Origin of the sequence: Nostoc sp. ATCC 53789, assembly GCF_009873495.1 — a bacterium.
In the GTDB taxonomy this organism is placed as follows: Bacteria; Cyanobacteriota; Cyanobacteriia; order Cyanobacteriales; family Nostocaceae; genus Nostoc; species Nostoc muscorum_A.
On sequence record NZ_CP046703.1, the window covers coordinates 6,365,190 to 6,389,981 of the forward strand.

Consider the following 24,792-nt stretch of genomic DNA (forward strand, 5'->3'; position numbering starts at 1 on the left):
TAGTTGGAGTTGCGATCGCAAAATCTTGCGTCTGTGGGTAAAAGATGCGATCGCTAATTTGGCTATTCAAAAACATAATTTTGAGCCACTTTCCAATAGCGCGAGAACCGCTTCAGGTCAATATATCCATCATAGTCAAATAATGGTTCTACCTCTAGCGTTTCCACTGCTATAGAACCCTCTATTTGATTGCAGATATCATCAAACCGGGGACTGGGACTGTTGGCTGTGACGACTAAATTCGCATCATGTTCTCTCGCAAAAGCTAAAATTTCTTGTTCCACATCGCCACGACGAATAACAACGGGTAACTCTAGCAAGCATTCGTAAATAAACGTGAGGCGTTTAAGACTCAGTTGCCACTCATCTATCAAAGCCTCGTCCCAAACCCAGATAGCTGGGGCATCGGGGTATTTTTGCAGTCCGGGGTTGTATGGACTGAGGCAGTCTCCATGCACCCAAACAATTGGTTTAGTCATTTGTTATTTGTCATTTGTCATTTGTCAAGAGTTATTATTTTCTTCCTTGTCCCCCTTGTCCCGAATTTCTCACGTATTGTGTGGTTCGGATGGGGAGTGTGGGAGGTGTGGGAGGTGTGGGAGGCAATGCAGCGTTCATTGATGTGCAGTTATTCAATTCCTCCTCTTTCTCCCCACACTCCCCACACCCCCCACACTCACGCTCATTTCTCACTTGTGAGAAATCCAGGCTTGTCCCCCTTGTCCTCCCCTACTCCCCCTGCTCCCCTTCCCTTTTTTATCACGCTGCCAACTTTGGCTATTGGCTTGTTTGCTAAATTCTCCTTTGGGAAAAAGTCGCTGTTCTAATTCTTCATAGCTGCCTTCAAAATCACAATGACCGTAAAGCGGACATTTCTGGCAATAAACGCCTTCAGTGTAGCGTTCTAAGTTCTCACGATTAAAAAAATACGGTTTCTGACTAAAAGTGCTGGCAACCCACTGCCATGACATATTATTGCTAGCAGGATCACCATCTAAAAGGTGTTCAAGAAACCACTTGGCTCCTGCTTGCCAACCAATACGTCGCCAATGGACAATATAAGCTGCTAGCCACATTCGGGCGTGGTTATGTAGATAGCCAGTTTCTTTTAAATCATGGCTAAAACTGTCGATGCAAACCCTGCCGGTGGTTCCTTGTCTGATATCTTGCGGCAATTCGGGTAAATATTCAGCCACAGCGTAACCAGTTTTGTACTCTTCCTGGTCTTTCCAGATTTCATCCCCTAACTTCACATACAACCGTTGCCAATAGTCGCGCCAACCTAACTCATTAATTAGTTTCGTAGCATCGTTTTTTTGCTGTACCTGGTCAAGGACATAATCTCGAATTTCTCGCAAACTCAAAACGCCGTAACGGATATAGGGCGAAAGTCGCGTCACCGCACCTGTGAAAAAATTACGTGTTTGCGCGTAACGTACTGGATCGATTTTTTGCAGCGCGTCTTGTGCTGCTTTCCGTCCCCCCACTGTTTCACTGATGTGGTTATCGCGTTGTGCCGCATCTGGGAATTGTTCGCGGAGATAGGCTACCAACTCATCGCGGTTGGTAAATTCGCGTTGCATATCTTTAGACATTGTAAGCAAATTATGAATGGGTGCGTAGGCGTAGCCCGCCACAGGCATCGCTCAATAGCTCAACGTTATGTACAATTCTAAAACGATTGCAATCTCTCACACCCATCATGACCAACATTCCCCAAATCGGACAACCAGCGCCAGATTTCTCTACTCCTGACCAAAATGGCAATTCAGTCACTCTTGACGACCTCAGCAGTCAGTGGGTTATCCTCTACTTCTACCCCAAAGATGACACACCCGGTTGTACCACTGAAGCGAAAGATTTCACCGAGTTGTATCAAGACTTCGGCGAACTGGGAGCGAAAATCTTAGGCGTGAGTCCAGATTTGGGTAAATCCCATTGTAAATTTATCAGCAAACATAACTTGTCAATCACCCTCTTGAGTGACCCAGAACATATTTTGACAGAAACCTACGGTGCTTGGCGCTTAAAAAAATTTATGGGAAAAGAATATATGGGTGTTGCTCGTTCAACTTTTCTCATTTCACCTGATAAAATTATTGCCTATACTTGGCCGAACGTAAAAGCCAAAGGTCATGCTCAGGCAGTTTTAACTAAATTACAGGAATTAGCAGCCACGTAAAATTCTCAGTGAGTCATACAAATGTCAGCAAAACTTCAATAAGTGAGCAACTATGGCTATTTGCGTGTAAGTTTGCCAAAAAATGGTCTTGTGTTGTCTATGATTCAAGTCAAAGAGTCTATTCAGAACAAGAATTGTTAACGTTATGCCCAACAAAACTAGGTTTTGTTTAGTTAGATAGTATATAGAGTCGCATAAATTATGGTTCAATTTATCCAAGCACAAAATGTCGGGCTTGCCTATTTGGAGGAAAAATTTAGTTTACAGCTAGCCGAAGATGAGGTATTCTTCACGGAATGGTTTGAAAATTTACCGGAAATTACAGATTTAGAAAAGCAAGATTTAGACAGAATAAAACTTCATTTTCTCCGCTTAGTCAAGCGTCCTCCTTTGTCAGAAGAAACGGTGAAATTAGTAGTTTTATCTCCTTTACTCAATTTAGCTGGATTTTATGATGAGCCTTTTTATATGAGAGGCGAGGAATCAATAGGAATTTCTGCGGAAGATGAAGGAGAAATCATTAGAGGTAGAATTGATGTTTTAGTTATTCAAGAACAATTCTGGTTGTTAGTAATTGAATCTAAAAGGTCTAGCTTTTCTCTTTTAGAAGCCGTACCTCAAGCACTTGTTTATATGTTGGCTAATCCTAATCAAGACAAACCTACTTTTGGATTAGTAACAAATGGTAGTCATTTCATTTTTATAAAACTGACTAAACAAAATATACCAAAGTATGCGTTGTCTGATGAATTTACACTTTTGAAACGGAAAAGTGAACTGTATCAGGTTCTAAGCGTATTAAAAAATTTGAGTCAAAGTTTGAGTTAATAATTATGTCTATTCGCCCTATATACCTTGATTGCCACGCTACTACACCCGTAGATGAACGGGTATTAGCGGCAATGATCCCTTACTTCACAGAAAAGTTTGGCAACGCATCTAGTATTGGTCATGTTTATGGTTGGGAATCAGAAGCTGCTGTCAAACAAACACGAGAGATTTTAGCAGCAGCAATTAATGCCACTCCCGAAGAGATTGTTTTTACAAGTGGTGCAACAGAAGCTAATAATTTAGCTATTAAAGGTGTTGCCGAAGCTTATTTTAAAAAAGGTCAGCATATTATTACTGTCGCCACTGAACATAATGCAGTTCTTGACCCTTGTAATTATTTAAAAACTCTCGGTTTTGAAATTACTATTCTCCCAGTTAAAAAAGATGGACTGATTGATTTAACTGAGTTGAACAAAGCTTTCCGTCCTGAGACAATTTTGGTTTCGGTGATGGCTGCAAATAACGAAATTGGCGTTTTACAGCCGATAGCAGAAATTGGGGAGCTATGCCATGCTTACAACATCATTTTCCACACCGATGCAGCCCAAGCTATTGGCAAAACTCCCCTCGATGTGCAAAAGATGAAAATTGATTTGATGTCGCTAACAGCACACAAAGTATTTGGGCCAAAGGGAATTGGGGCGCTGTACGTCCGCAGGCGCGATCCCAGAGTGCAACTAGCTCCCCAGCAGCACGGCGGCGGACATGAACGGGGGATGCGTTCTGGGACATTGTATACACCGCAAATTGTCGGCTTTGGGAAAGCTGTAGAAATCGCTTTAGCAGAACAAGCGACAGAAAACCAACGCCTCACCCAGTTAAGACAAAGCTTGTGGAAACAGCTTTCCCAACTTGAAGGAATTCATCTCAACGGCCACCCTCAACAGCGATTGGCGGGAAACTTGAATATCAGTGTTGAGGGGGTGGATGGAGCCGCACTTTTGCTAGGATTGCAGCCAGTAATGGCGGTTTCTTCGGGATCTGCTTGCTCTTCGGCAAATACTTCACCCTCCAGTGTTCTGACAGCACTGGGAAACCCCCAACAGCTAGCTTATGCTTCAGTCCGGTTTGGTATTGGACGGTTTAATACCCAAGAGGAAATTGATATTGTCGCCAAACATGCGATCGCTACTATTCAAAGTTTACGCCAGCCTTCTTCTATGGATTCTCGCCAAGGAAAGCAGCAATTTGATCTAGCTCCTGCTGATTGAGGCGAAATTCTCCAGCAGCAATAATTCCTTCCACCTGCTTAGGATTGCGTGCGCCAACGATCGCAGCCGTCACCGCCGGATTGTTTAAAGTCCAAGCGATCGCTACCTCTCCGGCGGAGCGATCGTGTTGCTCACCAATGTGCTGCAACACCTCGACTAACTTCAGGTTACGAGATAAACGTGGCTCCTTAAACTCATCACTCTTCTTACGCCAATCATCATCTGGTAAATTGGCAACTCGCTCAGATGTCATCTTTCCTGTAAGCAAGCCAGATTGCATGGGTGAATACACAATTACACCGATGTTATTTTCCTGACAAAAAGGCAGAGTCTCGTTTTCGACATCGCGCTTAACCAATGAATAAGGCGGTTGTAATGAGGTAACTGGTGCAATCTTCTGGATACGCTTCAACTGTTCGACATTGAAGTTTGAAACTCCGATATAGCGAACCTTCCCTTCATCCTTGAGCTTGGCGAGAGTCGTCCAGCCTTCTTCAATTTCTGTAGCAGGGTTAGGCCAGTGGATTTGGTAGAGGTCAATGGTTTCAATGTCCAGTCGGCGCAAACTGGCTTCAACTTCCCGACGCACAGAATCCGCTTTCAGGCTGCGACCAATTTCGCCCTTTTCATCCCAAATCATTGAGCATTTAGTGAAAATATAGGGGCGACTAGATCGACCCTTGAGCGCCTTAGCAACAACCTCCTCAGAATGTCCCAGCCCATAGATAGCTGCGGTGTCAATCCAATTAACGCCAAGATCGAGAGCGCGAGCGATCGCTTCAATAGATTCTCGATCGTCCTGCGCTCCCCAACCAAAAGCCCACCCACCTCCACCAATCGCCCAAGCTCCAAAGCCAATTGGGGTAATGTGAAGCTCCGAATTGCCAAGTTGTTTAGTTTGCATATCTATCTGATTCAATGATTTTTGAGTCAATTGCTAGTGTAAGCCGCAAATATTTTCTCAACCGCTATCTGCGGTGTGAATCACTACTAGTAGATACACGACAGTCAATCACTACTTCTGTAGGATTACTAAATTCTAAATGTTGTATTGAGACATACTACTGGTGTGGCAAGGCTAAAATGTTGCAAAAAAATTGTAGGTTGGGTGGAGGCTTTGCGTAACCCAACATTCTGATATATGTTGGGTTGCGCTTCGCTTCACCCAACCTACGTTTAATGCACTATTATTTTAGTCTTGCCATGCTACTACACACACTATATATACTAAATTTGCTTAAATATACCCTGATTAAAGTCAATGCTGCTGACCCTGGTTTCACAGCAACTGACATTAATCAATACCAAGGAAACCGCACCGTTGAGCAAGGAGCGATCGCTACGGGAAATGGTTTTAGCGGAGGGCTTTTTGACGAAAATGGCGTGCTTCCTTGGTAGGGGCATTGAGAATTGGGCATTGGGAATTGAACATGAAGAAGAGACAAGGGAGACAAGAGAGAGACTTGTTCAAGAATTCCCCCTTGTCCCTCTGCCCCTTGCCCCCTGCCCCCTGCTCCCTGCCTCAATATGGATTTGAATCAATTCGTCCCCTTTTGACACTCCTGAGATAGTACCCAGAGGTTGGTCTGTTTCTTAAGTTAAAGGTGTCGCCACTGCGAACTCTCCAAATTTTGTAATTAGAAAAGGTCAAAGGCGTTCGGGGTTCGCATACTTCCGGTATGTGATTACCAAGTACAAAGTACGCTGCTCCCCTACCCATAACTTTCACCAAACCGTTTTTATCCACAAGAACTGATGTACTTTCGCTAACCGCTATACCTAAAACACTGCTAGATACACCATCCTTAATTTGACGAGCAATGAAAGCCATAATTCGGCCCATTCTTTCCCGCCTATCGAAGTGCGTATCTACGATAGTTCCTTTTAAATTACTCCAATTGAAAAAGTTGTAGGTAAAGGTGATATCCCGGTAAGGATCTTCAAGAGCGTCTCTAGTTTCAATGCCTTTTTCTGAAGAAGCGCAAGCATCATAGACACAATCACTTTGGATCATCGCACCCGCACTAGTGCCACCAACACCACCTCCCTTCAGGTAAACTGACTTAACGGCAGCCTCAAGCTTGGTATCTTTCCAATTGCGGATGTACTGGCATTGGTCGCCGCCAGCAAAAAAAATCACATCAGCATTTCTGACTTTTTCATAAATTTCAACTTTGTTTGCTTCTTGTCTATTGCGAATCAGAAGAGTTTCCACAGAGTTTACGCCCTTCATGGCAGAAATTAGCCGATTGTAATCGTGATTACCATTCGTGCGGAGAACTACAACATTAACCTTGGTTGCGGTGTTAGTACCTCCCCTAACTTGGTTAATCATCCACTGAATAGCATCATCAACATCGGGGCCACCCCCACCTAAGCTGAGGACTGGGCCAGTTAAGGTGGGGCGGACATCAGAGGAAGGAGACGTGGAGGGGCGGACATCAACAGTGTCACCCAGAAAGTAGCGTTTCCAGCTTGCAATAAAACGGGTTATTAGGAAGGTTCCCATCTTCAACAACTTGATTCCTGTACTTTTCAAGCGCCTTGCTATGCTTGGGAATGCCTTTGTCATACTAAGCGTCTGGAGCAAACTGCAATTATTGCTAGGCTGTTACGCACTTTAATTGCTTATTTATTCGTGAAATTCGTCCTTTATCATTAGTCATTTCTCAGTTGTCTTTTGTCAATAACTAATGACAAATGACAGTTTTAACGAAAAAATGTGCAATTTAGATGCGTACTAGCTTAACTCTGGCACTAGAGAGGGTAGAATTTCCAGCGTACAGGGCTTGTACTGTTTTTTAACGCCATAACCCAGAGTAATCATTGATTCTCTATCCTAAGTAAGTTACTGCGTATTAAATTTAACATTTGTGATAAAAATCAGGCGTTACTGATTAGATAGATGAATCTTGGTATAGAGACGCGAAAGCATTACGGTACATTAACTTAGCCCAGTGCAATTTCGCGTCTCTACAAAAGTTTTGAAATCACTAAATACCGAAAATCTGTTTAGACTGTGACTTTTGAACCGTCAAATTTTGTGAAGGTGAAGCCATTGAATATTTCGTTGTAACCCAGTCTCTCATCCCTGAGAAGGCTAATAGCAACCTCTTCTCCCAAAGCCAAACTAGCTGAACCATCCGAACGCCAATGAATACCACCGTGACCGCGACCAATTGCATAGTTAGTTGCCAGTTTATTCAACTCTCCACCCACAGTTAGGGGTGGCCCACTATAAGGAATTACTTTTGTGGGATCGTTGGGATCGGGCACTACTGGATCGGGGATAATAAAGTTTTCATCAAAAAATGCTTTCAATAGTGTGACATTAACGCCAGCAATGGCAGCCGCACCACCCGTATATGAGGAATGGGTTGGCGATGCTTCTGGATATGCTTGGGGTAATAGATAAGTGCCAAAGGTACTAAAGGTCTGAGCCAAAGCTTTGGAATTAAAGACCTCAGAATTAATCGGATATTGGGTTTTATTGACAATGTTGTTGTAAACTAACCCACCGTAAGCTTCCGGGCGCAGAATGCGGTGTAAATAATACTTCTGCCAGTATGACGCTCTAATGGCACGCGAGGTACCTAAGTTAAGCAAAGCTTGTAAATGTCCCGCTGCAAAGGTTGCAGCTGAACCAACTTGGGTCTTCGATCTGACGTAGGGATTGCCCGGATTCAAAGGTGTACCGATGCTACCAAGAATCAAAGAGGCTCCAAGGTATGTAGGGCCGCCAATATGGGCATACTCACCTAAATCCCGAACTGTAGCTATGTAACGGTTTTTGGGGTCGTATTTAATAGACTTCCCAGAACTACCTCCATTCTGAATGGTCAACCATTCCTGGAAATCGAGTAGAAAATCATTACCAGGAAGAGCAGTACGAATCAGTGGCGAAACAGACTGAGTTCCCCAAGGAATAGTCCGCAACAAAAATTGTGAGATGTAAGGGCCATCTAGTACCCCTGGTGGAATAACATATTTTGTAGTTATACCTGAAGTGTAAAGATTGACGTAGTTGACGCTACCACGAAATAGAGTCTGAGGGGTGACACGGCCATTTTGTTTTGGCCCTCGGAAGGCCGAAAGGTTGTTGAGGTCTTCAACGGCTGCTAAGACTTTTGGGTTGTCAGTATTGTTTTGGAGCTTGGAAAGAGGTACATCTCTGAGTAAAGCTTGCCAGTAGAGTTCAACTGCTTCAGCAGCGCGTTCTGCACTAGCTAGAGCCGGTGGTGGTGGCACTGCTATCTGCGCTGCATTGATTCCTTCTAGACTAATTGCCAGGGGGCCTTGAGGATTGACCAGCTTTCTGCCGCCACCCAAGATGATATTTTCGTAATCATTTGGATTTTGGGTTGTCAGTGCTTTGGTCAAAGAGTTGTAAGCTTCCAACTTAACTTCGCCAAGCCCATTATGTGGTAGTCCCCTACTGTCAGAGCCGATTTTGTTGGCATAACGCTCCTCATCGCCGTTAGTGGGATGCGGCGGAATGGGAATACTTCGTTCAACTCTGGCTGCTTCAACACGGACTCGATAGGCTTTATCAACAAAACTGTTGTAGTTGAATGGTCGATTATACCGCCTATTAATATCTTGAGCTTGTACAACATCTCCTCCTTTCTTTGAGGAGAAAGGTGAACCGAAAACTCCTGCAACAAGGCTAGCAGCACTAAATAAACCAGCGCGGCCGAGAAACGAGCGTCTGCTGGCGTGACTACCAAAAAAACGTTTGCTATTTACACGGGGTTGTTTCAGCTTCTCTATTTCGCTATTAGCCTGAGTATCTTGCTCGGAACCTTGATGAGAATTAGGATCTACTTGCATGAGATGTTCTCCACTGGCAAAAATATAGTCATGAGTGAATACATGAGCATCTGAAAGCTAGAACAACTAGCCATACATAAGACACCCAACTCCAGAGAAGCAGGGCAATTTCACCAGATTTGGGATGAAATCTGTGGTTACTCTACTGGAAGGTAATTTGCATAGAAGATGATTCTCCTGAAAGTCATATAGACATTCAGTCCTGGTATGATGCCTTCATCAGATGGCTGTTATACTTCTGTACTTGTAATCAGTCTGATAGCAGCTTTTCGGGGTTAAAGCACAGCTAAAACCACCGCTTACTTCTAGTTAAACCGCTAAAATACGATAAGTCTATCGACTTACAGTATTTTATGGATGTTAAATCAGACTCTCTCACAATCGGTAATGAAAATCAAGAGTTTTTACAAGAAATTTCGCAATAGCGTGAAAGCCTTATAGGAACACACGCACAGTGTTGTCTTCTATGCTTGAGGCTGAGGAGAAACGTGACGCGGTGGGTTTTGATCAAGTATCAGAGGCGATCGCTGCTATCCAAACTACATTTAGCCTTTATTTGGCTGTGGAAGTAAGCCCAACTCTGCATAAATTGGATACAAAACCTTTCTTATTTTAGGTAGTTGTCTACTAAAGAAATATGCTCCTATAATGCAACAAATCCCGCCAAATAATAAAGCATTGGTAACACCAAGATGACCTGCTAATACCCCAAAAAATAAATTACCAAAAGGCAGGATTCCTAAAAAACCAGTTGTAAAGATGCTGGTTACTCTACCTCTTTTATCTTCATCAAGAAGAATTGATTGCATAAAGTTATTAAGAGAAGCCAGAGTGAGAGTATTATTCATACCTATAATAAACATAAATATTAGACAAACCTCTAAATTTGTTGACTGAGAAAATACGATTAAACCTAAACCGAGAATTGCGGCAGAACTTGCTATAACCCTTCCTAATCCGATGATATTTTTTCTGGAGATGAGATAAATACCTGAAACTATAGAACCAAGAGCCGAAGCTGTCATTAAAAAACCCATAGTTTCAGCGTTCCCCTTCAAAATTTCTTGAGCAAAAATCGGTACTAGATTCACATGGGTCATACCCATAAAGCAAATAACAATTTGTAATATCAATAAATGTTTAATGGGTAAAAAATCGTATGCATAAACAAAGCCTTCTTTAAGATTTTTCCAAATTTGGGGTTTTTGAGTTGATGAATTATTGATAACTGGGTTTACTTTGATAGTTAAAATTGCAGATATAAAGGGTAAATAGCTAATACTATCTACTAAAAAACAAGAAGCCGCACTAGATCGAGCAATCAGGAAACCTCCTATCATGGGACTAACAAACTTTGCTGTATTAATCAAGAATGAATGGGAAGCCATCGCACTATAAGTATCTGATTTTTGATCCAAAAGTCTGGGAATAATTACCTGTCGTGCTGGTAAATCGAAAGCTTTTACTATTCCCTGAAGCGTGCCAATAACAATAATCCATGCAACATTGATGTTGTTGCTAAGAGTTAGAAAGGTCAGGGTAGAAGATAGCAAAATTGATACTAACTGAGTAGCTAGTAGAACATATCGTAAATTCCAGCGATCTAGTAATACTCCTACCAAAGGAGTAATAATCAAACCCATAGCTTGATTTGTAAATCCAGCCACACCAACTAATACAGCCGAATTAGTTAATTGATAAACTAGCCATACCAAAGCAATTTGAGTCATCCAAGACCCAAAAAAAGATAAACTTTCTCCGATAACAAAACAAGAAAAATTGACAGATTTAAGCGCAGGTGGAATTTCAAAATTAACAAATTTTAGTTTGTCTTTTTGGAAGTTTCCTCTATTACTTGGTAGCATGATTGTTTCCCTATTTTGTCAAAATAGACTTCAAGTGATTTGTAGTAAGGGGTAAAGCTTTTGAAATTCAGTGATTTATCGCTCACTACAAACGTTTTGTAACTTTTTTAGGACTTACGCAAACAATAGTCAAAACCCTGATTTTCCGGTAAGGGAAATTTATGTAGACGCAAAGCGGCTACTCAACGAGTTCTCCAACGGAGTACCCGCAGGGGATTTTGCGTAAGTCCTATTTTTGATGAAGTTTTAGCAGACTTACATATCACAGCTCTCAAATAATATTAGAAAAGCTTAATGTTAGCAAGACATAAATTTTGTATGCTTAGTATTGAAACAAAAAAATAGAGGAATAGTCAGTATTGTTGTATTTTTAGATGGCAGTATGTAGAGCGCGTAAGTAAATTAACGGTATTATTTATATTTATATTACATAAAATCTACTTAAATTGACGTTATGTTTGTCTTTGAGAGGTTTTTGCCCCCCAATTTATCGGGGGTTGGGGGGATGTAAGACTTTGAGAACACGCCCTAGCCCCGATAACTCTAATTTTTCAGCAAAGTTTAAGAATTTTTAGGATCGAACCACTTATCATATAGCGATTGATAAGTGCCATTTTCTTTGAGATTCAGTAGAGCCTGATTAATTGGTTTGCGGTAGGGACTGTTATTAGGCAGAATAATTCCGTAGCTTTCTTCACGCAAGATACTGCCAACAATCTCTACCTTCCCTTTGCCTTCATTGGCAGCATAAAAGAGGAGTACAGGTGCATCAAACACCACAGCATCAGCTTTTTTTGTTTGCAGAGCATTGTAAGCTTCCTCAATTTTGGGGACTTCTAAAACTGAAATATGATGTTCTCGCAAGAATGTCGCCGCTGTGCTTCCCGCAGTTGTAGCCACTACCTTGCCAGGTAAATCGTCTATACTCCTGATATCGCCCTGAAGTTGCTGCACTGTTAATGAAGTAGTCGCACTGGCTGTAAAGTAGGCGACAAAAAGGACTCCGATGAACATCCAGACTATAGCTATAAAACGTCCCAGCACTCCCTTGGGCATTTCATCGGCTTGAGTCGCTAATGTCGCTGCTGCCCACCAACAAGCTTTAAAAATACCAGGAAAGTATGATTCAGAAATCATCCCTTCTTTGTGATTGCGCTCGGATAGCCAAATAATGTGGGCTGCTACAACAATTAGCACTAGGGCAATGCCTATTACCTGCAAGAGGCTAGTAGAGAAAAACAATTGCAAAATATTTGGAAAAGCACTGTTTTTACTCTCTAGGTTGCGTACCATAATTTGCAGCCCACCAGCAAAAATGGGTAATGAGAAATCAAAATTTTGCTCGCGTTCGGCTGTAATCGAGATAGCTGCAATTCCCAAGTTGACTTTGTTGTCCTTAATAGCAGAAATCACTTCTGGCACACTGGAATATTCAATAAATTTAGACTCTATACCTATTTGGGTAGCGATGCTGCGCCAAAGATCGATACTGAATCCTGATAGCTCACCTTTGTTTGATAGCACAAAGGGCGGTATAACTCGTGTAGCTACTAATAACGGTTGTTGGAGTTTTAGGGATTTTTGAGGTTCCGGTTTTTGGGCCAGTCCTGGGGATGCGATTAACAACAATGCCAAAATTGCACTTACTAATCCTATGCAGGTATACAGCGCTATGGAACGCCTAGTTTTGTTTTTGTGGTTATGTCTGTCAAAATAACCTGTCGGGCTTTTTCTTCCAGTTATAAGTTGGCGAAATTTAGTAGCGATCGCATTTATCATCAGAATTATCTTGGGGTTGTATGCAAAGCATATTTATGATGCCCACCCCAGATCAAATATCACCTGTAGTTGAGTTGATTGTTTAAAATCGGGTTAGGCGTAGCCCGTCGTAGACATCGCTGACACTATTTACCCACTCATTGTTAATCAGCAACTTGGTTGGGCCTATTTTGACCTGTTGTCCTGGTACTGTTGCTGTAACCATCAGGCCCTCCTTAAGCTATAAAACAATTTGCTTTAATCTACATATTATGTTTCTAGCTGTACAGCACCCTAGGTAGATTTGTTTATTAGCCGCCTATTCTAGCATAGTAGTAAGAGGTTGAGACCATTACATTGTGTTTTTGTTTTATTCACTGATCTAACTTGCCTTGTCAACACAAACCTCTATCTTTTGAGTAATAGTTTTGAGTTCCGCTTTGAGCGTACAGTTAGAATTACATTTGCTTGATTTTTCTCTCACGTGCGCTTTTTAGCCTTAGCAAAGTGAGCAACATGAATGTAGACGATTTTAGTCGGCAAATAGAGATATTGCGCTCACGGGTGATGAAATTATTGCAAAGCACTGCAAGTGAGGGGTATTCGCAACAAGAGCTAACAACAGAAGCTTTTGCAGAACTTCAAATCGCCTTAGAAGAAATGAAAATCGCCTCTGAGGAACTACAAGCAACACGAATTGCAGTAGAGAAGGAGCGTCAGCGCTACCAAGAATTATTTGATTTTGCGCCTGATGGTTACTTGGTAACTGATACTTATGGCACTATCCTTGAAGCTAACCACGCCACTACTATCTTACTTAATATCTCACAGCGATTTTTGATTCGGAAACCGTTGCTTAGTTTTATCGGACAGTCAGATCATCAAGCTTTTTTTTATTACCTAACTCAGTTGCAGCATCTCGACCGGGGCGGAGAATGGGAAGTGTGTTTGCAACCACGAGAAAAACTTTGTTTTGATGTTGCTTTGACAGTAGTTACCGTCCGTAATGAGGCGGGTAAGCCAGTTGCTCTGCGCTGGTTAATGCGCGATATTAGCAAGCGTAGGCGTTTAGAGTCGGAGCGCGAGCAGTTATTTTACCGTGAGCAAGCTGCTCGGATTGCAGCCGAAGCTGCACAAAGGCGTTCTAATTTTTTGGCTGAAGCAAGTCGTGTACTAGCATCTTCCTTAGACTACCGCAATACCCTAACAACCGTCGCTCAATTAGCAGTGCCTACCCTCGCAGATTGGTGCATTGTGGATGTCGTTGAAAATAATTCGGCAGCTTTCAATAACCCAGTCATCGCTGCATCTGAACCACAGAAAGAAGCACTAGTCCGAAAACTCCGACAACGCTATCCAATTTCTGTTGATGCAGATTATGGACTACCAAAGGTTTTACGGACTGGTAAGCCGGAACTAGTTACAAACATTCTTGAGTGTTCGTTACAAAGAAAAGCATGGAACGATGAATACCTTAATTTACTGCAAGTTAAGTCTTATATGGTTGTGCCATTGCAAGTGCGTCAGCACAAGCTAGGGACAATTGTATTTGCCTCTACACAATTAGGGCGCTATTACACTACTGTAGACCTAGCAATGGCTGAAGAACTTGCCCAACGTGCAGCGTCTGCTATTGAAAATGCACAGCTTTATTGGCAAGCTCAGGAAGCTAACCGAATTAAGGACGAATTTTTAGCAATTGTCTCTCACGAACTTCGTACACCTCTCAACTCGATGCTGGGTTGGGTTCAAATAATCCGTCATCGAAAACTTGACGAGGCAATTACTTCTAAGGCGCTGGCGACAATCGAGCGAAATGCAAAACTTCAGAGCAAACTGATTGATGATATCCTCGATATTTCACGCATTGTACAAGGTAAAATCCGCCTAAATCTCCGTAAAGTTGACCTTGTAATTGTAATTAACACGGCGATTGAAGCTATATATCCCACATCTGAGATTAAAGATATTCAAGTTGAGTCTAACCTTGACTCGTCAGTCGGTGAGGTTATGGGTGATGCAGAACGCCTCCAACAAGTAGTCTGGAATTTGCTCTCTAACGCCGTCAAGTTCACACCTAGCGGGGGCCGAGTTGAAGTGTGTCTGAAGCAGGTAAACTCAAATGCTCAGATTTCTGTTTCTGACACAGGTAAGGGAATTAGTATTGACTTTCTACCTTATATATTTGAGCGCTTCCGTCAAGCTGATAGCACAACTACTAGAGTAGACGGTGGTTTGGGGCTAGGGCTGGCAATTGTACGCCACTTAGTAGAAATACACTCTGGCACAGTTTATGCAGCTAGTGAAGGGGAAGGACGGGGAGCAACATTTACAGTCCTGTTACCTCTAATACAACCGCAATCAGAGGAGTTAATTAAAGATAGTCAAGTAAAAGTCAATAATCTCTTAGCGCTCGATGGCTTGCAAATACTCCTTGTAGATGATAGTGCCGATACTCGTGAGTTAATTGCTTTTGTTCTTGAAGAGTCAGGAGCGCATGTGACATCGGTTAGCTCAGTAGGTGAAGCCCTGGAAGCGTTGATGCGATTAAGACCAAATATTTTAGTCAGTGATATCGGAATGCCAGATGAGGATGGTTATTCGCTGATTCGCCAAGTTCGCGAACAGGAAGCCCTTCGTGGAGAGAAGATTCTGGCTGTAGCACTGACGGCTTATGCTAGAGATGAAGAACGCAACCTGGCTCTGGAAGCTGGATTTGAAGTTCATCTATCTAAGCCCATCGAGCCAGATAAGTTGGTGAAAGTAGTGGCGAACCTAGTTAAAAGCAGCAAAGAAGTTTAACGCACAAGTCTGAAAGTTGTTTAATCAGCTATTGTGTGGGCGTAGCTACTTGTAAACATCACTGAAGTAGCAAAGGCGAAAGCATAGCCAGCAGTATAAATTGTCTACTAAAGTAAAAGACCAGAGAAACATAAATGTCTCTCTAGCCTATGGTACGCATAAATCATATTTAAGACTTTCAAATAATGCCTGTAATAATACTTAAGATATTTATATAACCGCAAAGTTGTTACTTTTGCCGTCTGTGTGTTTCATAATCACAGAATAAGTTTTTTGAACCAGGTTTTGCTTCACCCGATCAGAGTAATTATTGATTACCCAGATGGTTCACCCGATTGGGGGAAGACGATAAGCAACGATCAACTCAGATTGATAAGATGAAGAAAAAGTAAAGATTTTTGCTATGACTATTTTTGATATTGGTTCTCCCCTAATTGCGATCGCCCAAAAAACCCGCAAAGCTGCAAGTAAACTGGCGATTCTCTCCACTGAGGCAAAAAATCAAGCAATTATTGCGATCGCGCAAGCTTTAGAATCAGCTAAAGATGAAATTTTACAAGCAAATGTTGCCGATTGTAAAGCTGCTGATGCTGAAGGAATTCCCAAACCCCTTTATAAGCGCTTGCAGTTGGATGAACATAAATTAAGAGATGCGATCGCTGGGGTACAAGATGTCGGTAAGCTAGACGATCCTGTTGGTAAAGTCCAGATTCACCGCGAACTTGACACTGGCTTAATTCTCAAACGAATTACTTGTCCTTTAGGTGTTTTGGGGATTATTTTTGAAGCACGTCCAGAAGCGGCGATTCAAATTGCTTCCTTAGCCATCAAATCTGGAAATGGGGTAATTCTCAAATGTGGAAAGGAAGCGGTGCGTTCTTGTGAAGCAATAGTCAAGGCAATTAAACAAGGATTATCGCAAACTGCTGTTAACCCAGATGCGGTACAGTTGCTGACAACTAGAGAAGAAACTTTAGAACTTTTGAAATTAGATAAATATGTGGATTTAATTATCCCTAGAGGTTCTAATTCATTTGTCAGATTTGTACAGGAAAATACGCGGATTCCTGTATTAGGTCATGCCGATGGAATTTGTCATCTTTATATAGATAAAGCCGCCGATCTTTCTAAAGCAGTTCCAATTACAGTAGATGCCAAAGCCCAATATCCTGCTGTTTGTAATGCCATTGAAACTTTGCTAGTCCACCAATCAATTGCTAGAGAATTTTTACCAAAAGCTGCTGAAGCTTTGCAAGAACGCCATGTAGAATTAAGGGGTGATAAACGCACCTTGAAAATTTTACCTAACATTGTAGCTGCAACAGAGATAGACTGGGAAACAGAATATAGCGATTATATTTTGTCAATAAAGATTGTAGACTCTATAGAAGATGCGATCGCACATATTAACGAATACGGTTCTCGTCATACCGATGCGATTATTACTGAAGATTCAACATCTGTTGAAACTTTCTTTGGACTAGTAAATTCAGCCAACATATTCCACAATTGTTCTACCCGATTTGCTGATGGCTTCCGCTATGGTTTCGGCGCAGAAGTAGGAATTAGTACGCAACAAATGCCTCCCCGCGGCCCCGTTGGTTTAGAAGGATTAGTGACATATAAATATCAAATGATTGGCGATGGTCATATTGTAGCTACTTACACCGGAGCGAATGCTAAGGCTTTTACTCATCAGGATTTTTAGATGAGTTTTTAATGCAATAAGTGCAAAAACGAATCATTTGTATTTAGCGAGTTTGAAGTATTATTAAAGCCTCCTTTCTGCAAAGAAAGAGGCTTTCTATATATAGCGGTTCTCGAATGGAAGCAATACACTTTCACCTCTCTCCTAAAAGGAGAGAGGCTTTGAATTTTACTCCCCTTCCCTTGTAGGGAAGGGGCTGTTCTTGTTAGGTCTATATTGCACTCAACTGAGAAGCGTTATAAATAATTCCACTAATTTTTCATGATTATCGGTAAAAACACAACAATTGTGTAGCATCAAGTGGATTGTTATACAGGCAATCAAAGTGAGTAAAATTGTATTTTTGTGAAATCTCATCAAAAGTTTTTTGAGTTTCAGGAAAATCACTTGAAGAAATATGATTTGATAACATTAAATACTCTTGGGGAGTAATTAAAGACCAGTCTTTTTGTACATTATCTAAGTAACATCTAAGATATGTTTCTCGATCTTCTCCTTCTTTACGAACAACATCAATGAGAATAAAAACACCGTTAGATGTGAGGAGATGCTTAAGCTGACCAATAATCGAGTCCTTTTCTTCAAGGCTTAAATGATGGAGAACAAAAGAGCTTAAAATTACATCGAAGCTATTTTGCTGACTTGACATCAATTCAGGAACAAATTGGGAAATATTTCCTTGGGTAAAGGTTGTGTCGCATTGAATTTTTGCCATGTTATCCTTAGCAATCTCTAGCGCAGGTATAGATAAGTCTATCCCTTGGTAGGAAGTAATCGTGCTATTTAACAAAGCTTGGGAAGTAAAGCTAGCATCGCCGCATCCCAAATCAAGCATTTTAAAGGGTTGTTGGAAGTGTCCAAGGAGCAACTCGCGTAGTGTAGAGTAAATTTCACGGTGTCCCATGTAATTGTTATCGAGTATTTTTTGGTAAAGTTTCCACTGCTCGTTAAAAAACTCTTGAGGCGGGAAAAGTTCTTCTTCGCTACTTTTAGAAAGCTTTATATCTAACATTTTACTTATTTCCTTAGCATTTATAGTTGATAGGGTTCCGTAAAAAACCACAATATTTTCATATTATCTACTAAGTTGCTGTCTAGTACACTGTTGCTTATAGCCTTTTCTAGGTAAACTACTAAAGAATTAACTTTAAACTAATGCTTTGAGTAACGCCTGAAGCTTAAGTTGCACCTCTGCAAACTCCTTGTCAGGATCGGAGCCAGCGACGATACCAGCACCAGCATACAATCTCGCGCGATCGCCATTAATTAATGCTGAACGAATTCCCACAATAAACTCACAGTTCCCCTGAGAATCTATCCAACCTAAAGGTGCAGCATATAAACCCCTCTCAAAGCTTTCGTAACGACGAATTTCGGCACAAGCTACATCTTGGGCTGCACCCGCAACGGCTGGTGTAGGATGCAATTGTCCGACAATCTTTAATGGGTGGATGTTAGTAGGAACTATCGCACTTATAGGTGTCCATAAATGCTGGATGTTAGATAATTGTCGTAGCCGTGGTGCTAATATCTGAGGTGATAAACCTAGCTCAGATAGACGTTGAGTTATAAAATTAAGTACTAGTGAATGTTCATGCTTTTCTTTTTCACTATTTAGTAAGCGATTGGCATTAGCTGCATCTTCAGCAGGGGTTTTACCTCGTGGTGCAGAACCAGCTAAAGCATCAGTTATTAACTGTTGATTATTAATACTAATTAATCTTTCTGGACTTGCACCAATAAAATTTTGTCCTTTTCCATTACTTGTCGAAAAAATATAACAATTGGGATGATTTTGTCTAAGATTATTTAACGATTTAACTAGGCTAAAGTGGTTGCTTGACTTTACATCTAATATATCTGCTAATACAATTTTGCTTAAATGACTAGACCGAATTTTTTCTAAAGCAGATACTACTGAACGTTTAAATTGAGTAGCATTCGTGACAGATTTCTTATATAAGGTTGCTGGGAAGCAATCAATATTAGCAGAGTAATATTCTAAAGATTGGATAAATTCAATTTTATTTTGCAGATTCTCCAACAACCTTTGAATATTTGCATTTTCATTAATAATTATATTTGTTACTAATATACAACGCTGATTTTTCACAGCTACTTGCCAACGTGGAAGAAAAATGGTAGCAGATGGAAATGGATAATCCACTTGGGCGTTTTTATCAAAAAAGCTGAAATAAGAAAAAAAGTGAGGCCCAGAAAAAGGTTGATTAGCGTTACCAAAATTAATTATATTTTTTAGACAAGATTTGATAAAATATTCGGCTTGAGTAAAACGATCTGCACCATCAATCTGTAATTTTGCTACAGAATCAATTGCTGCGATCGCTTCTCCTTTAGCTCTGTCCTCAAAGTAAAAATTTATTTCATTTGCTTGTGTAAGTTTATCCAATACAAGTAAAGGATCAACTAAATCGATCTCTTGAGAGATACTGACAATTTGCTTGCCATTATTTTGGAGGCACTTTTCTTGGACTGATAGCAGAAATTGATATAAATCTTTGCGCTCTACAAACAAGTTGCTACGACATGGTGAAACTGTCATGGATCTATAGTAAATTTTTTTTAAGTTAACTTCCTAAAGTGTAATTAATCGTGGTCGTATTTTTACAGGTAACATATTAAGTTGCCATTTCACCAGCGTAGGATTTGCTTTGTTTATGGTGTTCCTAGACCATGATAAGACAGTTTCAGCCTAAGACTGCAATGTGAGAGTGAGTGTTAACAACACAAGGCTAACAACCCATAGTAAAAGTGACAATTGTTTGTATATCACTCATCTCTAGCGTCTCTTTAAATCATAAAATCTAAAGTGTGAGTAATATTCCGGTAATTTAATTAATCACAACTGATGACTACCAAGCAAATTTTATATCCCAACACGAAGTTATGGATGGCAGCGATTAAACCGCCCATGTACAGCGTTGCTATTATGCCCATTTGGGTAGGAACAGCAGTCGCATTTGCTGAAACTAAAATGTTCAATGGTGCAGTATTTTCTACTTTTGTAGCTGCGGCAATTTTAATTCTTGCCTGGGAAAATATCAGTAATGATGTCTTTGATTCCGAAACAGGTATCGATCAAAATAAGCACCATTCTCTAGTGAATTTAACTAGCAATAAGCCATTAATATTTTGGATAGGAAATTTGTGTTTAGGTTTGGGGTTGCTGGGCATACTAGCGATCGCTTTTTGGCAACAAGACCTAACTGTCATCGCCATCATTCTACTATGCTGTGGTTTGGGATATATGTACCAAGGGCCTCCCTTTCGCTTAGGATATCAGGGTTTAGGCGAGATTCTTTGCTTTTTTGCCTTTGGCCCCTTAGCAGTGGAGGCAGCCTACTACAGCCAAACGCAAACTTGGTCAATGACAAGTTTAGCAGTTTCAGTGATTGTTGGGATTGCCACAACCTTAATTTTGTTTTGCTCACATTTTCACCAAGTTAAGGATGACATAGCCGCAGGTAAGCGATCGCCTATCGTCCGTCTCGGAACCCAAAAAGGGGCCCAAGTCCTAGTTTGGTTTACTGCAAGCATTTATCCCCTCACCTTGCTATTTGTGCTATTGGGAATTTCTCCAGCTTGGACATTGCTAAGTTGGGTAAGTTTACCCTTTGCTGTCAAATTATGCCGCCATGTTCAAGAAAATCACAACCAGCCAGACAAAGTTAGTAACTGTAAATTTATCGCTGTAGCCGTGCATTTTTGGGCTTGCTTGCTGTTCGGACTGGGATTTATTCTTTAGTTGGGCATGGGGCATTGAAACAAAGGGAAAATCACTAATGACTAATGACTAATGACTTACAGGTTTCAATTTCGTCCATATCAGCGAAGATTTTTGCGATCGCTTACCACCAATCATGGTAAGTGGGATATTCGTGAAGGTATTATCCTCCGTCTCACCGATGAATCAGGTAAACTCGGCTGGGGAGAAATTGCCCCCATTAGCTGGTTTGGTTCCGAAACCTTAGAACAAGCCTTAGATTTTTGTCGCCAACTCCCACGAGAAATTACAGACGAGATAATTTTCTCTATCCCAGATGAGTTACCTGCTTGTCAATTTGGCTTTGAGTCAGCGCAAGGGTGGGGCAGTGGGGAGTGGGGAGTGGGGAGTGGGGGAGATAATTTTATAACTCCTAAATCCTCACTCTTCTTGTACAGCGCCTTGCTAGTAGCAGGGGAAGCGGCTTTAAATCAATGGGAAACGTTGTGGCAGCAAGGATATCGCACATTTAAGTGGAAAATTGGTGTGTATGCGATCGCTGATGAACTAAAAATTTTTGAGTCACTCATACACACCTTACCAGCCTCTACGAAACTGCGATTAGATGCCAACGGTGGACTCAGCTATGAAGAAGCTAACTTATGGCTGTGGACTTGCGACAATCTCAAGGCAAATGCAGAACTACCCATAGAAATTGAATTTATCGAACAACCGCTACCCGTTGAACAATTTCAGGGGATGTTGGAATTGAGTATGAGTTATGAGACTGCGATCGCTTTAGATGAATCTGTCGCCACACTTAGGCAACTCGCCGCCTGTCATCAACAAGGTTGGCGAGGGATTTTTGTCATAAAGCCTGGGATAATTGGATCGCCATCTCGTCTGAGAAAGTTTTGCCACCAGCATCAAATTGATACTGTATTTTCGTCAGTATTTGAAACTGCGATCGCTAGACTTGCAGCACTCCAGCTAGCAGCCGAATTATCCCGAAACAACAGAGCAGTTGGTTTTGGCATCGACCATTTTTTTGAACAAGAAGAAACGTGGTTGCAAACTTTATGGAACGACCTTTAGACTGTCTTAACAATCTGTTTCAGGATGATTGGCTTATCGGTTATGACAACCGTCAATTTAATCAAATAGCTCAAGAATTATATTTAGAACTAATACCACTATCAGCGTGTGGAACACCACCAAAAATTATCTTAGCCGAACGCGAACCATTGCGATTTTTAGCAAGTTTTATTGCTGCTTGTGCAGCTAATTGTCCAGTTTTTCTTTGTAACCCCGACTGGGGAACACAAGAATGGCAACAAGTCTTTCATTTAGTAGAGCCAGACATCATTTGGGGAGAACTACTCGACTCTCCCACTCCCCTACTCCTAAGTAAAGACACGATTAATCGCGTCTCTCCCCATTTTTTACTCTCTCACTCAGCACGGGCTGAACGCCCCGCTACCGCTAACAGCACTCAGCACTCAGCACTGATTCTGATTCCCACAGGTGGTTCATCAGGACAAATTAAATTTGCCATCCACACTTGGGAAACTCTCATCTCATCGGTACAAGGATTTACAGAATACTTTCAAATCAAACAAGTCAATTCATTTTGTGTGTTACCGCTATATCACGTTAGCGGTTTAATGCAATTTATGCGTTCTTTCACCACCGCAGGTAAACTAGCTATTCAACCATTTAAAGCCGTAGAATCCGGTCAAATATTAAATATTAAACAATCAGAATTTTTCATATCTTTAGTACCAACACAGTTACAACGCCTCTTGCAAAATCCAGAATTAACTGAATGGCTATCTCAATTTAATAGTGTACTTTTGGGAGGTGCGCCAGCATGGAACGAACTACTAGAAAAATCCAGATTTCACCGCATCCGATTAGCACCTACCTATGGCATGACAGAAACCGCCTCTCAAATTGCTACCCTCAAACCGGATGATTTTCTGAGAGGTAAAATTAGTAGTGGTCAGATTCTTCCCCATGCAAAAGTAACTATTCGCAATCAGCAAGGCGAGATTTTAAATTCCAATCAAATCGGAAATATCACCATTCATGCTCAATCTTTAGCCCTTGGTTACTATCCTAAAATTAGAGAAAATCAAACTGATTTCCAAGTAGATGATTTAGGTTTTTTAGACGAACAAGGACATTTAAATATAGTCGGACGTAACAGCGATAAAATTATTACAGGTGGGGAAAATATTTACCCAACAGAGATTGAATCAGCTATACAAGCTACTCAAATGGTTAGTGATATCTGTGTCATTGGTATTCCAGATAAACACTGGGGACAAGCTTTAACAGCAATTTACATTCCCAAAAAATCAGATACCTCTGCCTTAAAAATCCAAACCCTACTCAAAGACAAACTCAGCAAATTTAAAATCCCTAAATATTGGATTCCCCAGCAAAACTTACCCCGTAACTCTCAAGGTAAAATTAACCGCCAAAAATTACAACAAATAGCCACAGAATTCCTCCAAAATTCCATCACATAATCTCTCTCGACCTTCTTCTCTCTGCGTCCTCTGCGTCTCTGCGGTTCGTCTCCAACCACTGAACTATCTCATCAGGTAATTCCTGCTTACTTCTACTACTCACATCAATACAAACATGACGAGTAATAGCCTTAGCAACTACCACCTCAGCCACAGCAATTTCATAAGTAATTTCAAACTTCTCAACACCTATTTTTTGGGGTATTAAACTAATCAGTAACTTGTCCCCACCAAACATAGGGCGCAAAAAATCGACACTAGCATGAACAATGGGAAAAGCTACAGAAGGATTAGTAAAAAAATCTTTGAAATTAATACTTGATGCTTCTAAAGATTCTTCATAAGCTTCATGGCAAATACCCAAAACATTAGCAAAATAAACTACTCCAGCAGCATCAGTATCTTGAAAGCGAACCGTGCGGTTATAAGTAAAAGGCATTTTTGACAATTGAATATTAAAAAACAGCAGGTTTATTTCCTGCTTTACAAACTAATTTTATTGCAACTAAGATAAGTCAGTGATAAAAATTTAATTTCCCCAATTCTGAATTTGTATCGATTTGTTTAGCCTCATTCAATGCCTTGGGGTTAAATATATGGTGAGGAAAGGCGATCGCTTCTACATTGACTCCAACGGCGGAACCTCAAAGTCATTATAACGAGGAAACGAGGATTGCTCATCTATCGCGGTCTTCTCGAATTAATTCAGTACTATCAGGTAATCCAAAGTCTGCTGGATTCAAGCGGCGGCGACGGCGACTAATTTCCTCTAGGAGTTTTGGGACATTTTTTCGCCTTTCTTTTTCCGTTGGCTGTGTTTTTGCCTGCAAAGCGTTCTGCAAGATTGTAATAACTTGAGCATCAATTGAGTTATTTTCAGCTTTAGCTAAGTGTTGGAGTTGTTCGTATAACTCATCAGGTATATTGAGCGCATGAATGGTAGCCATTGATTGACCTCCCGAATTTATTGGTAATGGTAGCACGATCGCACTAGGGGGACAGGTTAGGGGCGATCGCCTTTGGTTTGTGGGTGCGATCGCTTTATTATCTCTACTACCCACCTCTTTCTTAATCCTTCTCTTCTGATTCCTCTGACAGAGCTTTGATTGATGTTTTTCGTAAAACCCAATCAAGATAAAGTACAAAAATCTGCATTTTCAGAAAGTTGTTAGCATTTTTGATATTTGCATCACTTAGTACCCATTTACAGAACTTTTCCAACAGTATTCCAACAACAACTTCAACAGACTTATTTACAACCAAAGGAATTAGTGTTTCTAGCATTGCGATTGCCTCAGTAGCTTGACTGAGTTCAATGTCGCAATTTTCTTTTGTAGTTATTTATCT

The 24,792-nt window shown here is 41.0% G+C and carries 22 protein-coding genes; 9 read left to right on the forward strand and 13 right to left on the reverse strand.

Going from position 1 to position 24,792, the window contains the following annotated elements:
* Window positions 1-62: 62 nt before the first annotated feature.
* Both GJB62_RS26310 and GJB62_RS26315 read right to left on the reverse strand, forming a co-directional pair.
* Complete coding sequence (locus GJB62_RS26310) at window positions 63-479, reverse strand: hypothetical protein (protein WP_114084808.1); 417 nt, start codon at window positions 477-479, stop codon at window positions 63-65.
* 210 nt (window positions 480-689) lie between these two features.
* Complete coding sequence (locus GJB62_RS26315) at window positions 690-1,595, reverse strand: FAD-binding domain-containing protein (RefSeq protein ID WP_114084923.1); 906 nt, start codon at window positions 1,593-1,595, stop codon at window positions 690-692.
* A 107-nt stretch (window positions 1,596-1,702) separates the two neighbouring features.
* On the opposite strand from GJB62_RS26315, the gene bcp reads away from it, so the two are divergent.
* The 3 genes from bcp to GJB62_RS26330 all read left to right on the forward strand — a co-directional run bounded on the left by bcp (window position 1,703) and on the right by GJB62_RS26330 (window position 4,224).
* Window positions 1,703-2,182, forward strand: coding sequence for a thioredoxin-dependent thiol peroxidase (bcp, locus tag GJB62_RS26320; RefSeq protein ID WP_114084807.1), 480 nt, complete (start codon window positions 1,703-1,705; stop codon window positions 2,180-2,182).
* Window positions 2,183-2,383: 201 nt separating this feature from the next.
* Window positions 2,384-3,010 carry a restriction endonuclease subunit R gene (locus tag GJB62_RS26325; protein WP_114084806.1) on the forward strand — a complete coding sequence of 209 codons (627 nt, stop codon included), beginning with the start codon at window positions 2,384-2,386 and terminating at the stop codon, window positions 3,008-3,010.
* Window positions 3,011-3,015: 5 nt separating this feature from the next.
* Window positions 3,016-4,224: an IscS subfamily cysteine desulfurase gene (locus tag GJB62_RS26330; protein WP_114084805.1), complete on the forward strand. Its 1,209-nt coding sequence runs from the start codon at window positions 3,016-3,018 to the stop codon at window positions 4,222-4,224.
* On the opposite strand, the gene GJB62_RS26335 is transcribed toward GJB62_RS26330, so the two are convergent.
* Window positions 4,172-5,128 carry an aldo/keto reductase gene (locus GJB62_RS26335; RefSeq protein WP_114084804.1) on the reverse strand — a complete coding sequence of 319 codons (957 nt, stop codon included), beginning with the start codon at window positions 5,126-5,128 and terminating at the stop codon, window positions 4,172-4,174. The two genes, GJB62_RS26330 and GJB62_RS26335, sit on opposite strands and share 53 nt — an antisense overlap.
* Before the next feature lie 299 nt (window positions 5,129-5,427).
* Here GJB62_RS26335 and GJB62_RS26340 point away from each other — a divergent pair, with 299 nt between their 5' ends.
* The gene (locus tag GJB62_RS26340; RefSeq protein ID WP_147262564.1) at window positions 5,428-5,622 is read left to right on the forward strand and encodes a hypothetical protein; all 195 of its coding nucleotides are present in this window, start codon (window positions 5,428-5,430) and stop codon (window positions 5,620-5,622) included.
* Between the two features lie 124 nt (window positions 5,623-5,746).
* Here the strand turns inward: GJB62_RS26340 and GJB62_RS26345 are convergent, their stop codons facing one another.
* The 5 genes from GJB62_RS26345 to GJB62_RS38085 all read right to left on the reverse strand — a co-directional run bounded on the left by GJB62_RS26345 (window position 5,747) and on the right by GJB62_RS38085 (window position 12,903).
* Window positions 5,747-6,796, reverse strand: a complete 1,050-nt coding sequence (locus tag GJB62_RS26345; RefSeq protein ID WP_181852922.1) for a Type 1 glutamine amidotransferase-like domain-containing protein — start codon at window positions 6,794-6,796, stop codon at window positions 5,747-5,749.
* Window positions 6,797-7,236: 440 nt separating this feature from the next.
* Window positions 7,237-9,054 carry a vanadium-dependent haloperoxidase gene (locus GJB62_RS26350; protein WP_114084802.1) on the reverse strand — a complete coding sequence of 606 codons (1,818 nt, stop codon included), beginning with the start codon at window positions 9,052-9,054 and terminating at the stop codon, window positions 7,237-7,239.
* Between the two features lie 545 nt (window positions 9,055-9,599).
* Window positions 9,600-10,919, reverse strand: coding sequence for an MFS transporter (locus tag GJB62_RS26355; protein WP_114084801.1), 1,320 nt, complete (start codon window positions 10,917-10,919; stop codon window positions 9,600-9,602).
* A 561-nt stretch (window positions 10,920-11,480) separates the two neighbouring features.
* Window positions 11,481-12,698 (reverse strand): transporter substrate-binding domain-containing protein, encoded by a 1,218-nt coding sequence (locus GJB62_RS26360; protein WP_114084800.1) that lies wholly within the window; start codon window positions 12,696-12,698, stop codon window positions 11,481-11,483.
* Window positions 12,699-12,780: 82 nt separating this feature from the next.
* Window positions 12,781-12,903 carry a hypothetical protein gene (locus tag GJB62_RS38085; protein WP_258551484.1) on the reverse strand — a complete coding sequence of 41 codons (123 nt, stop codon included), beginning with the start codon at window positions 12,901-12,903 and terminating at the stop codon, window positions 12,781-12,783.
* A gap of 290 nt (window positions 12,904-13,193) precedes the next feature.
* Here GJB62_RS38085 and GJB62_RS26365 point away from each other — a divergent pair, with 290 nt between their 5' ends.
* A complete protein-coding gene (locus tag GJB62_RS26365) occupies window positions 13,194-15,479 on the forward strand; it encodes an ATP-binding protein (RefSeq protein ID WP_114084799.1) in 2,286 nt (761 codons plus the stop codon).
* Window positions 15,480-15,882: 403 nt separating this feature from the next.
* The gene (locus GJB62_RS26370) at window positions 15,883-17,187 is read left to right on the forward strand and encodes a glutamate-5-semialdehyde dehydrogenase (RefSeq protein WP_114084798.1); all 1,305 of its coding nucleotides are present in this window, start codon (window positions 15,883-15,885) and stop codon (window positions 17,185-17,187) included.
* Window positions 17,188-17,452: 265 nt separating this feature from the next.
* On the opposite strand, the gene GJB62_RS26375 is transcribed toward GJB62_RS26370, so the two are convergent.
* Entirely contained in the window at window positions 17,453-18,250 is a 798-nt protein-coding gene (locus GJB62_RS26375; protein WP_245246014.1) for a class I SAM-dependent methyltransferase, read from the reverse strand.
* Between the two features lie 84 nt (window positions 18,251-18,334).
* Entirely contained in the window at window positions 18,335-19,750 is a 1,416-nt protein-coding gene (locus GJB62_RS26380) for an isochorismate synthase (protein ID WP_114084797.1), read from the reverse strand.
* Window positions 19,751-20,056: 306 nt separating this feature from the next.
* On the opposite strand from GJB62_RS26380, the gene menA reads away from it, so the two are divergent.
* The 3 genes from menA to GJB62_RS26395 are packed head-to-tail and all read left to right on the forward strand — an operon-like array spanning window position 20,057 to window position 23,445.
* A complete protein-coding gene (gene menA / locus GJB62_RS26385) occupies window positions 20,057-20,953 on the forward strand; it encodes a 2-carboxy-1,4-naphthoquinone phytyltransferase (protein ID WP_114084796.1) in 897 nt (298 codons plus the stop codon).
* Window positions 20,954-21,004: 51 nt separating this feature from the next.
* On the forward strand, window positions 21,005-22,006 hold the full coding sequence (locus GJB62_RS26390) for an o-succinylbenzoate synthase (protein WP_114084795.1): 1,002 nt from the start codon (window positions 21,005-21,007) through the stop codon (window positions 22,004-22,006).
* Window positions 21,991-23,445, forward strand: coding sequence for a 2-succinylbenzoate--CoA ligase (locus GJB62_RS26395; protein ID WP_114084794.1), 1,455 nt, complete (start codon window positions 21,991-21,993; stop codon window positions 23,443-23,445). Before GJB62_RS26390 ends, GJB62_RS26395 begins: the two co-directional genes overlap by 16 nt.
* Here GJB62_RS26395 and GJB62_RS26400 read toward each other — a convergent pair.
* The 3 genes from GJB62_RS26400 to GJB62_RS26410 form a co-directional block, all read right to left on the reverse strand.
* Window positions 23,438-23,884 (reverse strand): thioesterase family protein, encoded by a 447-nt coding sequence (locus GJB62_RS26400; RefSeq protein ID WP_114084793.1) that lies wholly within the window; start codon window positions 23,882-23,884, stop codon window positions 23,438-23,440. The two genes, GJB62_RS26395 and GJB62_RS26400, sit on opposite strands and share 8 nt — an antisense overlap.
* A 238-nt stretch (window positions 23,885-24,122) precedes the next feature.
* On the reverse strand, window positions 24,123-24,506 hold the full coding sequence (locus GJB62_RS26405; RefSeq protein WP_245246015.1) for a hypothetical protein: 384 nt from the start codon (window positions 24,504-24,506) through the stop codon (window positions 24,123-24,125).
* 7 nt (window positions 24,507-24,513) lie between these two features.
* Complete coding sequence (locus tag GJB62_RS26410; RefSeq protein ID WP_114084791.1) at window positions 24,514-24,729, reverse strand: hypothetical protein; 216 nt, start codon at window positions 24,727-24,729, stop codon at window positions 24,514-24,516.
* Between the last annotated feature and the right edge of the window lie 63 nt (window positions 24,730-24,792).

Bases quoted from the DNA above. Each gene is read 5' to 3' on its own strand.
- GJB62_RS26310 (WP_114084808.1), bottom strand. From the start codon at position 479: ATGACTAAACCAATTGTTTGGGTGCATGGAGACTGCCTCAGTCCATAC.
- GJB62_RS26315 (WP_114084923.1), bottom strand. From the start codon at position 1,595: ATGTCTAAAGATATGCAACGCGAATTTACCAACCGCGATGAGTTGGTA.
- bcp (WP_114084807.1), top strand. From the start codon at position 1,703: ATGACCAACATTCCCCAAATCGGACAACCAGCGCCAGATTTCTCTACT.
- GJB62_RS26325 (WP_114084806.1), top strand. From the start codon at position 2,384: ATGGTTCAATTTATCCAAGCACAAAATGTCGGGCTTGCCTATTTGGAG.
- GJB62_RS26330 (WP_114084805.1), top strand. From the start codon at position 3,016: ATGTCTATTCGCCCTATATACCTTGATTGCCACGCTACTACACCCGTA.
- GJB62_RS26335 (WP_114084804.1), bottom strand. From the start codon at position 5,128: ATGCAAACTAAACAACTTGGCAATTCGGAGCTTCACATTACCCCAATT.
- GJB62_RS26340 (WP_147262564.1), top strand. From the start codon at position 5,428: ATGCTACTACACACACTATATATACTAAATTTGCTTAAATATACCCTG.
- GJB62_RS26345 (WP_181852922.1), bottom strand. From the start codon at position 6,796: ATGACAAAGGCATTCCCAAGCATAGCAAGGCGCTTGAAAAGTACAGGA.
- GJB62_RS26350 (WP_114084802.1), bottom strand. From the start codon at position 9,054: ATGCAAGTAGATCCTAATTCTCATCAAGGTTCCGAGCAAGATACTCAG.
- GJB62_RS26355 (WP_114084801.1), bottom strand. From the start codon at position 10,919: ATGCTACCAAGTAATAGAGGAAACTTCCAAAAAGACAAACTAAAATTT.
- GJB62_RS26360 (WP_114084800.1), bottom strand. From the start codon at position 12,698: ATGATAAATGCGATCGCTACTAAATTTCGCCAACTTATAACTGGAAGA.
- GJB62_RS38085 (WP_258551484.1), bottom strand. From the start codon at position 12,903: ATGGTTACAGCAACAGTACCAGGACAACAGGTCAAAATAGGCCCAACC.
- GJB62_RS26365 (WP_114084799.1), top strand. From the start codon at position 13,194: ATGAATGTAGACGATTTTAGTCGGCAAATAGAGATATTGCGCTCACGG.
- GJB62_RS26370 (WP_114084798.1), top strand. From the start codon at position 15,883: ATGACTATTTTTGATATTGGTTCTCCCCTAATTGCGATCGCCCAAAAA.
- GJB62_RS26380 (WP_114084797.1), bottom strand. From the start codon at position 19,750: ATGACAGTTTCACCATGTCGTAGCAACTTGTTTGTAGAGCGCAAAGAT.
- menA (WP_114084796.1), top strand. From the start codon at position 20,057: ATGACTACCAAGCAAATTTTATATCCCAACACGAAGTTATGGATGGCA.
- GJB62_RS26390 (WP_114084795.1), top strand. From the start codon at position 21,005: ATGACTTACAGGTTTCAATTTCGTCCATATCAGCGAAGATTTTTGCGA.
- GJB62_RS26395 (WP_114084794.1), top strand. From the start codon at position 21,991: ATGGAACGACCTTTAGACTGTCTTAACAATCTGTTTCAGGATGATTGG.
- GJB62_RS26400 (WP_114084793.1), bottom strand. From the start codon at position 23,884: ATGCCTTTTACTTATAACCGCACGGTTCGCTTTCAAGATACTGATGCT.
- GJB62_RS26410 (WP_114084791.1), bottom strand. From the start codon at position 24,729: ATGCTAGAAACACTAATTCCTTTGGTTGTAAATAAGTCTGTTGAAGTT.